This is a genomic window from Flavobacterium sp. KACC 22761 (assembly GCF_034058155.1).
In the GTDB taxonomy this organism is placed as follows: Bacteria; Bacteroidota; Bacteroidia; order Flavobacteriales; family Flavobacteriaceae; genus Flavobacterium.
In genome coordinates this window covers 4,552,203-4,566,981 of the sequence record NZ_CP139148.1, presented here as the reverse complement: position 1 = coordinate 4,566,981, position 14,779 = coordinate 4,552,203, and the positions used below count along the sequence as shown (strand labels likewise).

The following is a 14,779-nucleotide window of genomic DNA, read 5'->3' as shown; positions in this document are numbered from 1 at the left end:
GATTAGCAGATTATTTATAATAAATAACAAAGAAAATCTCCTAAATCTGCAGAATCTGCGGGAGACAAAAAAATAAAATAAATTATTGTCTTAAGTGAAGCGCCAAAGCATTTACTCGTTCAATAGTTTCATCAATTTCTTCAGAAGTTGTGAATCTTCCCAAACTGAAACGAATCGAGCTCAAAGCATTTTCATCCGATAATCTCAAAGCTTTCAAAACATGAGAAGGTTCTGAGGTTACTGCCGAACAAGAAGAACCATTTGAAACCGAAATATTTCCCAAAGCCAAAATCAGCTGTTCTGAATTTACGCCCGGAAAACAGATGTTTGTAGTGTTGTAAATTCTTTCAGTAATAGTACCATTTACAAAAGAACCTTCAAATTGCAATAAACCTTTTTCTAGTTTGTCTCTCAGTTTTTCAACACGTTCCTGATCGCTTTTCATTTCGTTCAAAGCAATTTCAGCAGCTTTGCCTAAACCTATAATTCCGGGAACATTTAGAGTTCCGCTTCTTAATCTTCGTTGGTGATCACCTCCATGTAATTGTGGAGTCAGTTTAATTTTGGCTTTCGCCGAAATATAAAGCGCGCCAATGCCTTTTGGTCCATAAAATTTATGTGCTGAAAAAGGCAAAAGATCAATTCCAAGAGTTTGAACATCAATCTGGATTTTTCCAACTGCCTGCGTTGCATCACACATAAAAAGAGCATTTTTTGAGTGTACAAGTTTGGCAATTTCTCTACTATTTTGAAAAACGCCAGTTTCATTATTAACCATCATAACACAGACTAACAATGTTTTATCTGTAATATTTTGATTTAAAATTTCAAGATCTAAAATACCATTGGAAGCAACAGATAAATAAGTGACTTCAAAACCGATGGATTCCATAAACTCACAAGTTTTTAAAATGACTTTATGTTCTGTTGAAACTGTGACGATATGTTTTCGATCTTGATTGATCAAACCTTTTATCGCTAAATTTATTGATTCTGTTGCTCCGGAAGTAAATATGATTTCGTCTTCGTTTGCACCAATTAAGTTTGCAGTTTGCCATGTTGCATTTTCAACAGCTTCATTTACCGTTAATCCCGCAATATGACTGCTTGAAGCATTGGCATATAAATCAGAAAAATAGGGAAGCATTGCATCTAAAACGCGTTTATCAACACGAGTTGTTGCGTTATTGTCGAGATAGATGTTTTGTTGCTGAGGCATAATTTTGATTTAATGAAGTAAAAATACAATTTTCAAAGTGAAAATATAAATCTGCTTTTTTTTTGTAACGCAAAGTGCGCTAAGATTTTTTCCTCATCTTGCGCAACAACAAACACAAAGTTCGCAAAGTTGGAATTGGTAAAGCTTTGCGAACTTTGCGGTTATGTAGATAACTAACTTTAAAAAAAATCTTTGCGCACTTTGCGTTATAAAAAAAAGAAGTTGTAATTATTCTAAATAAAGCTAATGTTTGAATTTTATAATTTTTTATGCTTTAAGATTGTTAAATTTGTTAGAATAACCAAGGTGTTTTTGCTAATTTAAAAATAGACTGAATGGCTTCTAAAAAAACAAATCAGGATAAAGCAACAGAGGAAAATGCAAGTTCTCGTCGTGACTTTATAAAAAAATCGGGACTGCTTACGGCCCTCGCTTTGACACCGCCGTCTTTAGTGATGGCGTCTGAGAATAAATGGGATGAAAAAATAGCCGAATATTTAGAAACAGTGCCACTTTCTATTGAAATAAATGGCAAAAAACACAATCTGAATATCGAACCGAGAACTACTTTGCTTGACTTGTTAAGAGAGCAATTACAGCTTACAGGAACCAAAAAAGGTTGCGATCACGGGCAATGTGGCGCATGTACAGTTCACGTAAACGGAACTAGAGTTTTGTCTTGCTTGACATTGGCAACAATGCAGCAAAATGCCCAAGTAACCACAATAGAAGGGCTTTCTAAAGGAAAGAAATTGCACCCAATGCAGGAAGCTTTCATCAAACATGATGGTTTTCAGTGTGGCTATTGCACGCCTGGACAAATCATGTCGGGAATTGCTTGTATTAAAGAAGGTCACGCCAATAGCAGAGAAGAAATTAGAGAATATATGAGTGGTAATATCTGCAGATGTGGTGCTTATCATAATATAGTTGATGCAATTACAGAAGTTAAGGAAGGAGGGATGTTGTCATGAAAAATTTTCAAGTAATCAGAGCATTATCTTCAGGTTCAGCGGTTTCAAGTATTAACAAAGAGGCTTCTGCTAAATTTATTGCTGGAGGAACAAATCTTGTTGATTTGATGAAAAAAAATATCACAGCTCCTGACAAGCTAATTGATATTACAGGTTTGGACTTAAAAATGATAGAATTTTTAAGTGGAAAAGTATCGATAGGCGCATTGGCAAAAAATAGTCAGGTTGCCGAGGATAAAGAAATAAAAGAAAAACATCCGTTATTAGCTTTAGCTTTAGCGGCCGGTGCATCGCAGCAAATTAGAAACATGGCGACGGTAGGCGGAAATATGTTGCAACGCACCCGTTGTTCCTACTTTTATAATCCGGATATGCCTTGCAATAAAAGAGACCCAAAAAGCGGTTGTGGTGCCATTGGCGGTTCAAATAGAATGGCCGCAATTTTTGGTGCTTCGGAAAGCTGTATTGCTGTTCATCCAAGTGATATGTGCGTGGCTTTGGCAGCGCTTGATGCCATAGTTTTAGTAGAAGGACCAAAAGGTAAAAGACAAATTAAATTCAGTGATTTTCATCGTTTGCCGGGAAATACACCAGAAAAAGACAATACGCTTTTAGACAAAGAATTGATCACTTCGGTTGAAATTCCGGATCATAATTTCAATAAAAATGTCCATTATTTAAAAGTTCGAGACAGATCGAGCTATGCTTTTGCATTAGTTTCTGTTGCAGCGGCTTTGGACATTCAAAACAATAAAATTAACAGCGCACGTTTAGCAATGGGCGGTGTCGCACACAAACCTTGGAGATTAACCGAAGCAGAGGAATTTTTGAAAGGAAAAGCCGTTTCGGAAGATACTTTTAGACAAGCGGCAAATTTGGCAATGAAAGGCGCGAAAAGTTACGGAGACAACGATTTTAAATTGACTCTTGGACCAAATGCCATTGTAGAAGCATTAACTATAGCATCATCTAAATAAATTAAATTATGAGCAAGACAAGTAATATAAATAGAGTAGATGGATTTGCTAAAGTAACAGGAGCAGCGACGTATTCGGCAGAATATAAAACAGATGGTGTTGTTTATGGCTGCTTGGTTGGAAGTACAATTGCAAAAGGAAAAATTAAAACCATTGATACTAAAAAAGCAGAATGGGCTCCGGGCGTTTTGGCGGTAATTACACATTTAAATGTTGATAAACCTTCTGGATATCAAAAAGCAAAGGATAAGCATAATTTTGGTCAGCCATTGCAGATTTTCAAAGATGATTCAATATTGTATTACGATCAGCCGATTGCACTTGTGATTGCGGATTCTTTTGAGCGTATGCAATATGCGGCAAGTTTGATCAAAGCGGATTATTTGAAAGAAGAGCATTCGACTGAATTAAAAAAAGCTGCTGATCAAGAAAAGAAAGTAGAAACGGATAAAGGAAATGATTATCATCGTGGGGAACATGACGGCTATAAAAATGCTGAGGTTGTTTTAGAAACTGAATATACGATTCCAACTGAAGTTCATAATCCGATGGAATTGGCGAATATAATTGCAAAATGGGAGGGAAATAAACCGACTGTTTATACGAAAAGTCAAGGTGTCGAAGGAACAAGAAGAAGTATTGGAGAGGTTTTCGGAATTCCTGCAGAAGATGTTTCGGTGCATTCAGAATACATTGGAGGTGCATTCGGAATGGGATTGCATACTTGGCCTTATGAAATTGCGGCTTTGATTGGGGCAAAAAAATTGAATCGTCCCGTTAAATTGGTTTTGCATCGCGAACAAATGTTTACAAATGTTGGTTTCAGACCTTACACTATCCAAAAAATGGGTTTAGGTGCGACCAAAGATGGTAAATTGACAGGATTGACACATGAGGCCGTTGCAATGACTTCAAGTTATGAAGATTTTATGGAAGGAACGGTAAACATGTCCCGTTTTATTTATGATTGTGCCAATGTTTCAACGCGTTATCGCATTGTGCCTTTGGATACGTGTACGCCAATCTGGATGCGCGGTCCGGGTGAGGCGACAGGTTCTTTTGCACTTGAATGTGCAATGGATGAAATGGCTTATAAATTAGATTTAGATCCAATTGAGTTTCGCAAACGCAATTATGCGGAGAAAGATTTGGAACAAAATAAACCATGGAGCAGCAAATATCTTTTAGAATGCTACGAAGGCGGAATGGAACGTATTGGTTGGAAAAACCGTAAAAACAAACCGGGATCAGTTCGTGAAGGTGAGTGGCTAGTAGGATACGGAATGGGAACAGGAACTTTTGGTTGCTACAGAAGTCCTACTACCGTAAAAGCAAAGTTCTTGACCGATGGGAATTTGGTATTGCAATGTAGTGTGAACGACATGGGACCAGGGACTGCAACTATGATGACAGCTATTGGTGCAGAAATAATGGGAATGCCGTCTGAAAATGTGATTGTTGAAATGGGAAAAAGCGGTTTGCCAAAAGGACCGACACAAGGTGGCTCGGCAACGACTTCATCTGTAGGTTCAGCGGTGCATGATTCTTGTAATTTATTGGTGAGCAAAATTCTTGGTTTGGCAAGCGAAACACCTACTTTTAAAGGAACTGCAATTACTGATCTAACATTTGCAAATGGGGTAATTTCTTCAAAAACGAATTCGAAAACAGTTTCTTTAGCTTCTTTATTGGCATCAAATAAATTGGAAGATTTTGCGGTTGAAAATATGTCAAAAGGAACAGAAGAAGCAAGAAAATATTCGATTTATTCGTTTTCTGTTCATTTTGTGAAAGTTTTGGTGAATCCGAATATTGGAAAAATAAGATTGGCGCATGTGGTTTCTTGTGCAGATATTGGAACTGTAATCAGCCAAAAAACTTCAGCTGGACAAATGTTTGGTGGAGCAGTTGGCGGAATCGGAATGGGGCTGATGGAAGCTTTAGAAATCGATCATCGTTTTGGACGCCCAATTAACAATAATTTTGCGGATTATCATGTTCCAGTAAATGCTGATATTGAAAAACAAGAAGTATTTTTCGTTAATAAAAAGGACCCAGTCAGTAACCCAATGGGAACAAAAGGTTTGGGAGAAACAGCTTTGGTTGGAATGGCACCTGCAATCGCAAATGCTGTTTTTAATGCAACAGGAAAACGCGTTCGAGATTTGCCAATTACATTGGATAAAATTATAGAAACTGTGAAAGTTTAAGAACAAAAAGAGATATTTAAAAAAGAGATATTTAAAAATGTCTCTTTTTTTGACTTCTATGTTCAAATATAGCCCGCGGTTTCAACCGCGGGGACGCAATCGAAAAACAATCCATATCCCCGTGGTTGAAACCACGGGCTATGCCTTATAAAATTCCATAAGTCTTAGAGAGACACAATATTCATAGAAAGATATTCGTGTATGTAAAAAAAGTCCAGCAGGGTGACATATTTCGCTCCGCTGGAGCTTTCCTTCAAATCTTATTTTGGTTCTATAAATATTTCGCTCCGCTGGAGCTTTGAATTAAAAACAAAAAAAAAGAGACATTGTAAAATGTCTCTTTTTTTATCTGTAAAACGATTTAAATTATTTAATCGTAATAGGCAATTCAACAGTAGTTTTATCCCAGCCAATAACTAAATTAGCTACATTTCCTTGCGTTGTAAAAGCAATAGATAAAGCTTCGATCACATCAGAAACTGGTTTAACAGGAACTGAAACTCTAACAACATCTTTGCTTTCGTCGTAAGCATAACCTCCCCATAAATCCAATTCTTTATTGATGATAATAGTCCATTTGTCTTTTTCAGGAATAGCAAATAAACTGTAATATCCAGCAGGGATTTTTTTACCGCCGATTGTTACATCTTTGTAGAATTTAACCTCTGTATTTTCGTTAGCACCAACTCTCCATACTTCACCAAATTTTACAACATCACCAAAAATAGTTCTTCCTTTTACAGAAGGTCTTGAATAAAGAACTTTGACAACTGGATTTGGAGTATCTGTTTTTTTGAATTTAACAGACTTGTTTGGGAAATAAGAAATATCAACCGGACTAGCATCAAGCGGAGCAAATTTCACCACATCTTGCGCCTGAACTGTAAAAGCAGCAAACAATGTAACTGCTAATAAATAAATTTTTTTCATAAGGTTACAATTTTTAGAATAACTACAAAGTAAGTTAATAATTAAGAAAAATCATGAAATTACGATTTGTTTTTTGTTAATGAATTGATAACGGTTTTTAGTTTTACACAGATTGAACAAATTAATTTTGAATACAATTTGTCACCCTGAGTGAAGTCGGAGGGTGGCATAAAGCTCCACAATCAAAATCGCCAATCTTTGTAGAGTCTCTTGCTCCCCTTCGACTTCGCTCAGGGTGACACGCTACATAAAAATAAATAAAACCTTAATTCACTGGAATCTTTAAATATTCTCCTTTAAAACTTTGGTTAAGTGCCGTCATTTCAATTGGGGTATTTGAACCGTCTGGAATTACTTCGATTGAAGCTTTTCCATTGGCCATTTTAATAGATTCACTACCTGTTGGAGTTCCTTGATTTCTTAAAGTTTTTCCGCCTTTGATGCATTGGAAATAAACACTTTCTTCATAATCCAAACAACGTAAATTATTGTTGTCTATCGCTATTGCAGTTACCAAATAATTACCATTTTTTAATTTCTCCGAAGACAGTTGAAGCGATGTTGCAGCTTCATTTTTCTTAAAACGATAATTTACTTTTAGCGTATCAGAAACTGTTTTTCCTTCTTTTGTTTTTCCAACAGCAACCAAAGTATTTTCTCCTTTTGCAAAATTAACATCCCAAGTCAAGCCATTTGCAGGATAAAGCGCGAGATTACGTTGTTTTTCGCCTAATGATTTTCCGTTATGGAAAAATGTCACTTTTTCGCAATTACTGAAAACGCTGATTGTTCTTGGCGTGTTTTCGGGACCTTGGCGTTCTGTCCAAGTATGCGATTCGATGTATGCAAAAGGTTCTTTTGCCCAATAACTTTTGAAAACATAATAGGCATCTTTCGGAATTCCTTTTCGGTCTGTCAATCCTTTTTGATTCATATACGGAATATCATCTTCCGGGCGCAAAGGCGTTGCAAAATCCTTAAATGCCCATTGAATGTTACCCACAAAAGTTGGGTCATTCTCGGATATATGCAAATGCCAGTCAAACAAATCAACGATGTAATTTTCGCTCCAGTCGCCAATTTGTGCAATATTGGCTACTTTAGTTTGTACTATTGCTTCTTCCCAACCTTCGGCTTTTATTACATTTTCGCCTGTAATTGGATTTTCGCTATGACGGCCTACGTGGCTGTCTCCACCGTATTCGGCGTGAATAAAATGGCTGTATTCTTTTTTATAAACATCAATTGCTTTCTGATAACTTTTGTAGCTTCCAGAATACCAGCCCGACCAGATAGAAGGCGAGAAGACATCAACAATATGTGAACCTTCATAATATTTTCTGATTGCGGTTTTTCTGGTAGGGTCAAGCTTGTGTGCAATGTCATTTAATTCGGTTAAAAATGCATTTGTTTTTTCTGCATTATCTCCGTCAGGAAAATCTGGGAGCCAGTTTATTTCATTTCCTAAAGACCAAATTATAATACTCGGATGGTTGTAATTTTGATTGATGATTTCTGTGAGCATATTTTTGGCGTTGGTTTTCCAAACCTCGTTTCCAATACCGCCACGACACCAAGGCAATTCATCCCAAACCAATAATCCTAATTCGTCGCAAGCTTTATAAATTTCTGGGTCTTGCGGATAATGTGCCAAACGAACAAAATTTGCACCCATTTCTTTGATCGATTTCATATCGGTCCAATGTTGCGCATTTGTCATTGCAGCGCCAACACCAGCTTGTTCTTCGTGACGATGCGTGCCACGAATAAGCAGTCGTTTTCCATTCAAATAAAAAGGTCCGTGATCTTTAAATTCAAACCATCTGAAGCCTACTTTTTCAGCAATGCTATCTTTTATTTGATTTTTTTCAAATAAAGAAACTGTAAGCTTATATAGGTTTGGATTATCGGTATCCCAAAGTTCAGGATTTTTTATGTTTTCAAAAGCAATTGTAGCAGTTTTGTCTGAAACAGGAATTGTTTTGCTTGCGACTTTTTTTCCTTTCGGAGTTTTTAAAGTTACAGTTAATGACAACTCTTTTGAATTCTCAGGGTTTGCAATTGATGAAACAATTTGTACTGAAGCTTTTTTAGCCGAAACTTCTGGAGTCGTAATTTTTAAATTTTCGATGTGGCTTTTGTATTTCGAAACGAACCAAACATCGCGAGTAATTCCGCCATAAATAAAGAAATCACTTTTTTGAGACGGAATAATTTCGATATCATAACTGTTGTCAACGCGAACAAAAATATCATTATTTCCCTCTTTAATAAGGTTTGTAATGTCAATTGTAAAACCAATATAACCACCAATATGCGATCCAGCTTCTTTACCGTTTACATATACTTTTGTTGTGATGTTTGAGCCTTCAAAATATAAAGAATAGATTTTATTTTTATCGATTTGAGAAATAGTGAGTTTCTTTTGATACCAGCTGGCGTCGCGTCTGTAGCCAGGATATAAGTCGGTTGCATCTTCAGCATTCCAAGTGTGGGGCAAGTTCAAAGCAACCCAATTTTGATTTTTTTGAGCTTCGCTGAGGTTCGAAGTATGATTCTCTAAATAAAGCCAATTGTCATTAATATTCAGCTTCGTCTGAGCAAAACTGCTGCTCAGACAAATCTGAAAAAAAACAAAAAGCGTAAAAAGTAAAAGTGTATTGTGGTGTTTTGGTTGATAGTTCATAGATTGTAAAGCTTTTTTTAGGTTCAAAGTGACAGAGTTACAAAGCGGCAAAGGTTTTTAGCCTTTGTTTCTATGTCAATTTGCTACTTTGTTACTTTGTTACTTTCTTCTTAATAATGCTTCCAGAAAATAATAATCGGCATAAATTATTGGTTCGTCAATTTCATCGTGTTTTGGCCAATTTCCTGTGCTGTGATCAAGAATAAAAGGCGCTTTGATATTGGCATTCAGAATATATTTTTCAGTTTGTACCGACGTCATTATCTTATCGGCGAAAGCCAAATATTTTTCATTTTTTGTATAACTGTACAATTCATATAGTCCAGATGCCATCACCATTGCAGCTGAAACATCTCGGGCCACATTTGGAATACTTGGATCATTGAAATCCCAATACGGAATTCCGTCTTCTGGCAGGTTTTTATTGGTCATAAAAAAATTGGCTGTAGCTTCAGCTTGTTTTAAATAAGCAGGATCTTTTGTATAGCGGTACGACATTGTAAATCCGTAAACTGCCCAACCTTGACCGCGCGCCCAAACTGAATCGTCACTATAACCTTGAAGTGTGGTTTTCTTTCTGACAGCACCAGTTTTTGGATCATAATCGATAACATGATAGCAGGAATTATTTTCTCTGAATTGATTTTTCAAAGTCGTATTTGCATGTTGTATTGCGACTTCACTATATTTTGAATTTCCTGATATTTTTGAAGCTTCAAAAAGCAATTCCAGATTCATCATATTATCAATGATAACGGGATAATCCCATATTTCCTTGTTGAAATCCCAAGAACGAATCGCGCCCACTTTTGGATCAAATCTCGTGCATAAGGTCTCAGCACCTTTAACAATTGCGGCTTCATACTCTTTATTGTGTTCGACTTTTAATGCTTCTCCAATACTGCAATAAACTTTGAATCCTACATCATGCGAGTTGCGGTTGAGACTTTCTTTTTTGCTGAAAGGCGTCCATTTTCCAGCTTGTTCTTTGAATTTTGAATCGTTTGTAAGTCGGTACAATTGCCAAAGGTTTCCTGCAAAAAAACCGCTTGTCCAATCTCTCGAAGGCACTTTTCGCACTTCATTGGTTTTGATTGTCATGCTTCGTGGCATCGACATCGAATCGACTGGATATTCGAGCAACATTTTGTAACGGGTTTCCAGTAATTTTTCGGTTGCTGGCGAGACCGTAATTTTTTGAGAGTTAATTCCGGATTTGCATGCTGTTGCCAGCGATGCAAACCCTAGAATTAAAGAAATGAAACTAACTTTATTCATACTAATTAATCTAATTTTTTAAAATACCAAAATTGCTTGGTTTTAAATTGGGGTTTGGAATCATTTCTATTTTTTTATTAAATGTAATTAAACTATCTAAGTTCTTGCTTGTCTATGTGTCAAAAATACACATATCAAAAACACATCATTTAAAGGATTTTATTGTTTTGGTTGATGAACATTTGCTTTTTGGTTTTAAGGTTAGTGTAAGATAAAATAGAAAAGCAATAAACTCATTGCGATTATAATTGCGGCAAATACAAGTTGTAGCAATAAATAATTTGTTTTCTTGATTTTCATATCGCAAATGTAGAAGCCGAAAACGATATAGAAATACAAAAAAGGGTATCTAAAAATACAGATACCCTTTTTTAAACCCTTAAAACACTAGGGTTGTTAAATTACGACCGAAGATTTATAAAATTTATCGGCATATTGTGACGGCGTTTCGCCATACTTTTTCTGGAAGCATTTGCTGAAATATTTTGGGTTGTTGAAGCCCACTTTATAACTAATTTCAGAGATCGTTAACTTATCTTGTTCCAATAATTGTGCGGCACGTTTTAAGCGTATTTCATGAATAAATTCATTAGGTGTACAATTTGTCCAGGCTTTTATTTTTAAAAACAACATGGTTCTGCTGACACCCAATTCAGAACAGAAGAACGGAATATCAAATTGTTCGTTCGAAATGTTTTCTTCTACGATTTTGAACGCTTTTTTCAAAAGTTCTTCGTCCAATGAAGAAACTGTGATTTCTGATGGAATAAAACTGTCTTCACTTGAGAACTTGATTTTTAAACGTTCAGTCGTATTCAGAAGGTTTTTTACGCGCAATTTGAACTCCATTAAATTGAAAGGCTTGCTGATGTAATCATCTGCACCGCTTTCCAATCCTTCAAATTTATAAACCAACGAAGATCTTGAAGTCAGCAAAATGACTGGAATATGGCTGGTTTTAATATTTTCTTTAATCTTAGCACACAATTCAGTTCCTACCATTTCAGGCATAATAACATCGCTGATAATCAAATTCGGAACAAATTTTAACGCTTTTTCTAGAGCGATTTTTCCATTTTCTGCCTCAATAATGTTGTAATCCTTTTTGAGAAGATTTTTCATAAATTTTCTCAAGACCTTGTGATCTTCAACAAGCAAAATGGTTTGTTTTTCTTCATTTACGATTAAATCCTCAAGATCTTCATTTTCGGTAACTTCCGAAGATATAAGTTGAGCATTGTATTGTTCAATATCGTCACTGATTCTAAAATCAGAAATAATTTCGTTGTCTGAAAGATGTTCGCGACCAAGAGGCAAAGTCACTTTAAAAATAACACCACCAGAGGGTTTGTTCGTAACGTCGATTTTCCCTTTGTGAAGTTCAACAATGTTTTTTACAATCGAAAGTCCAATTCCTGTTCCTTTATTGTAATTTTTTTGAACTTGATTATGTGTTGGGACTTCAAAAAACAAATCAAAAATTTTGTCAATATGTTCTTCAGAAATTCCAACACCAGAATCTTCAACAGCAATAAAAAGATTTTGCTGGTCTTGATTGATTTTAACATTGATAGAACCGCCTTTTGGTGTGTATCTGAAGGCATTCGAAATCAAATTGTAGAAAACACGTTCTAATTTGTATCGATCAAAATAAATGAGAATTTCTTCGTTTTCAGTTTCAAAAGTGTAATGGTAACCTCCATCTTTGGCATATTCAATAAAGGATAAAAAGATTTCTTTGGTGAATTTGACAATATTCCCATTTGCCGATTCCAATGCCACTTGATGATTTTCCAATTTTCTGAAATCCATTAAACGATTAATCAAACTCAATAAGTGATTGGCGCTTCCTTCAATTACTAAAAGCTTTTTATACATTTCGTTTGTACCATTATAATCGGCTAGGATTTGTTGTAATGGTCCTAAAATCAAAGTTAAAGGCGTTCTGAATTCATGCGAAATATTGGTAAAGAAATCCAGTTTTAATTTATTATTTTCTTCAATTCGTTGCGTTTCCAGATATTCTAGTTCTAATTTTTGTTTCAATCTGGCTTTCGATTTCATAATCCAGATCAGACCGTATAAACCTAAGCCAATTACGATTCCATAGAGCAAAAATGCCCAAATACTGCGCCACGGTGCAGGATTTACAACGACAGTCAAAGTTGTTGGGGTTTTGTTCCAAACACCATCATTATTGGCGCCTCGAACTTCAAAAGTATAGGTTCCAGGATTTTGAATGGCAAAATTTGCTTCGCTGTTTTTGGTTGTTGTCCAGTTGTTTTCCAAACCATTCAAACGGTAGCTGTATAGATTGTTTTTTGATCGAATGTAATTTGGAATCGCAAAATTAATTGTGAAATTCGCCTTGTCGTAATCTAAAGTAATTGTTTTGGTATAGCCAATGCTTTGCTCTAAAATTCCATCTTTATCATGCGCATGGATGGTTTCATTTTTAATTTTCAGATCGGTAATTAAAACCTGGGGAGCATGTTGATTTAGGGAGATTTTTGTAGCATCAAAAAATGTTGCTCCAGATGGGCTTCCAAAATAAAATTGATGCGAACCCAATTTCAACGCCGAATTATCATTGAATTCATTACTTGCCAAACCATCTTTTTGATCGTAAATTGCAATTGTTTTTTTAGTTTGATTGTATTTTATTATTCCTTGATTGGTGCTGATCCAAAGGTTTTTATCGTCATCTTCTAAAATTGAATGAATTGAAGTAACTATTGTATTTCCAATTCTTAAATTAATTCTGTTGAATTTTTTTCCATCAAAATAATGAAGTCCTTTTGCTTTTGTACCAACCCAGATTTTCTTTTCGCTGTCTTGAAACAAAGTTAAAATATCATCGCCCGACAAAGTAGAGTTATCATAGAAAAAATGCTGTATTTTGTATTTCTCCGAATCAAAGTTTCGAAGCGGAATGCGATTTAAACCATTTTGAGTTCCGACCCAAAGCGAATTTTGTTTATCCACCAAAATAGAACGAACAATATTATTGGTCAAAAAAACAGGTTTTGTATTGTCATTTCCTATTGTTTGGAAAGTTTTGTTTGTGGTGTCGTAACGAATCAATCCTTTTCCGAAAGTTCCAATCCATAAAATTGAACCTTCGGTTTTGAGTGAATAAACGCCATTTTCTTTTAATGAAAGGGCTAAGTCTGGAGCAATTCTGTTGTCTTCAATTCTTTTTGTAACGGTATTGTAAGCCGATAATCCTTTAGAAAAAGTTCCAATCCATAAAATATGATCGTCGGCGAGACACATTGCTTTAATGTCATTTTTGTTGGTTTGCCCGGTTTTGCTGTTGATGTAGCTTACGGCTTCGGTATTTTTATTGAAGATTGTAATACCGCCACCTTCAGTTCCAAAATAAATATTCTGGTTTTTATCTGCAATAATTGAACTCACCACATCAAAACTCATTGGGATTTTTTTCGAATTCTGATTGTAATTCGAAAAATTGACATTTGAAATGTCCCAAAGATTTACGCCTTTATAATAACAACCAATCCAAATCGAACCTTTATTGTCCTTAAAAACCGATTTTACTTTGTCGATTCCACTGCTATTATTGCTGTTATTGATTTCTTGTAAACTTTTATTTTTTCCTAAAATGTAAATTCCGTCATACGCGCCAATCCACAAAGAGCCGTCATTGTCATAAGTCAAAGATCGAATATCAGTATTGATTGTACGAAATTTGTCTTCGGCTAAAAAGGAAACGTAAGCTTTTTGTTTTAGGTCAAATTTTAAAAGCCCTTTGTTTTTTGTTCCAACCCATAAATTACCATCTTTAGCTTCAATTACTGACTGAACTGTCAATAAATCGATTGAATTTAAAGGATAATTTTTGAATGCGAATTTGCCATTTTTTCTACTAATCAATTGGCATAAACCTTTTGTAGTTCCAATCCAGATTTCTCCTTTTTTGGTTTCCAAAATACTCAAGATATTATTGGCCGGAAGCGTAGAAAGATCATTATCTGAATGAACAATAGAAGAAAATAATCGGGATTTTTTACTGTAAATCGTTAATCCTTTTGAAGTTCCAAACCATATTTCGCCACCAATTTCCTTAATAGTCCAAACAGCATTGTTGCTTGCAATATGGTTGGTTTCGGTGTGAAGATATCTTGTAAAACGGTTTGAAACAGGATCATAACAGTTTAGACCATTATAAGTTCCTACCCAGATTTTTCCTGTATTGTCTTCCTCAATGGCTAAAATATCATTATTGCTGATCGAAAATTTATCATTTGGATCATTCCTGAAAACCGTAAACCGGCTTCCATCATATTTATTCAGACCATCGCGGGTTCCAAACCACATTTGCCCAAATTTATCTTGATGAATTGCAATGACAGAGCTTTGCGAAAGCCCATCAGTAGTAGAGAAATTTTTAAGGCGAAATTTATTTTGGGAAAAAAGATTTCCTGAAATAAAAAGTAAAACTAGAAAGACGCTCGTGTATTTCATAGCATTTATTTTTTTGG

Annotated in this window: 8 protein-coding genes; 3 read left to right on the top strand and 5 right to left on the bottom strand. The window is 35.3% G+C overall.

What is annotated here, in order from left to right:
* Positions 1-82: 82 nt before the first annotated feature.
* Positions 83-1,219, bottom strand: coding sequence for a cysteine desulfurase family protein (locus tag SCB73_RS19345; RefSeq protein WP_320567819.1), 1,137 nt, complete (start codon positions 1,217-1,219; stop codon positions 83-85).
* 335 nt (positions 1,220-1,554) lie between these two features.
* On the opposite strand from SCB73_RS19345, the gene SCB73_RS19340 reads away from it, so the two are divergent.
* Genes SCB73_RS19340 through SCB73_RS19330 form a run of 3 tightly spaced genes read left to right on the top strand, consistent with a single transcriptional unit; the run spans position 1,555 to position 5,380 of the window.
* Positions 1,555-2,193 carry a (2Fe-2S)-binding protein gene (locus SCB73_RS19340; protein WP_320567818.1) on the top strand — a complete coding sequence of 213 codons (639 nt, stop codon included), beginning with the start codon at positions 1,555-1,557 and terminating at the stop codon, positions 2,191-2,193.
* Positions 2,190-3,170, top strand: coding sequence for an FAD binding domain-containing protein (locus SCB73_RS19335; RefSeq protein ID WP_320567817.1), 981 nt, complete (start codon positions 2,190-2,192; stop codon positions 3,168-3,170). Before SCB73_RS19340 ends, SCB73_RS19335 begins: the two co-directional genes overlap by 4 nt.
* Before the next feature lie 8 nt (positions 3,171-3,178).
* Positions 3,179-5,380, top strand: a complete 2,202-nt coding sequence (locus SCB73_RS19330; protein WP_320567816.1) for a xanthine dehydrogenase family protein molybdopterin-binding subunit — start codon at positions 3,179-3,181, stop codon at positions 5,378-5,380.
* A gap of 366 nt (positions 5,381-5,746) precedes the next feature.
* Here SCB73_RS19330 and SCB73_RS19325 read toward each other — a convergent pair whose 3' ends face one another.
* From SCB73_RS19325 to SCB73_RS19310, 4 genes are all read right to left on the bottom strand, one after another.
* Positions 5,747-6,310 carry a DUF2911 domain-containing protein gene (locus SCB73_RS19325; protein ID WP_320567815.1) on the bottom strand — a complete coding sequence of 188 codons (564 nt, stop codon included), beginning with the start codon at positions 6,308-6,310 and terminating at the stop codon, positions 5,747-5,749.
* A gap of 265 nt (positions 6,311-6,575) precedes the next feature.
* The gene (locus SCB73_RS19320) at positions 6,576-8,996 is read right to left on the bottom strand and encodes a glycoside hydrolase family 2 protein (protein WP_320567814.1); all 2,421 of its coding nucleotides are present in this window, start codon (positions 8,994-8,996) and stop codon (positions 6,576-6,578) included.
* A gap of 99 nt (positions 8,997-9,095) precedes the next feature.
* Positions 9,096-10,274 carry a glycoside hydrolase family 88 protein gene (locus tag SCB73_RS19315; protein ID WP_320567813.1) on the bottom strand — a complete coding sequence of 393 codons (1,179 nt, stop codon included), beginning with the start codon at positions 10,272-10,274 and terminating at the stop codon, positions 9,096-9,098.
* Between the two features lie 396 nt (positions 10,275-10,670).
* Entirely contained in the window at positions 10,671-14,762 is a 4,092-nt protein-coding gene (locus SCB73_RS19310; protein WP_320567812.1) for a two-component regulator propeller domain-containing protein, read from the bottom strand.
* Between the last annotated feature and the right edge of the window lie 17 nt (positions 14,763-14,779).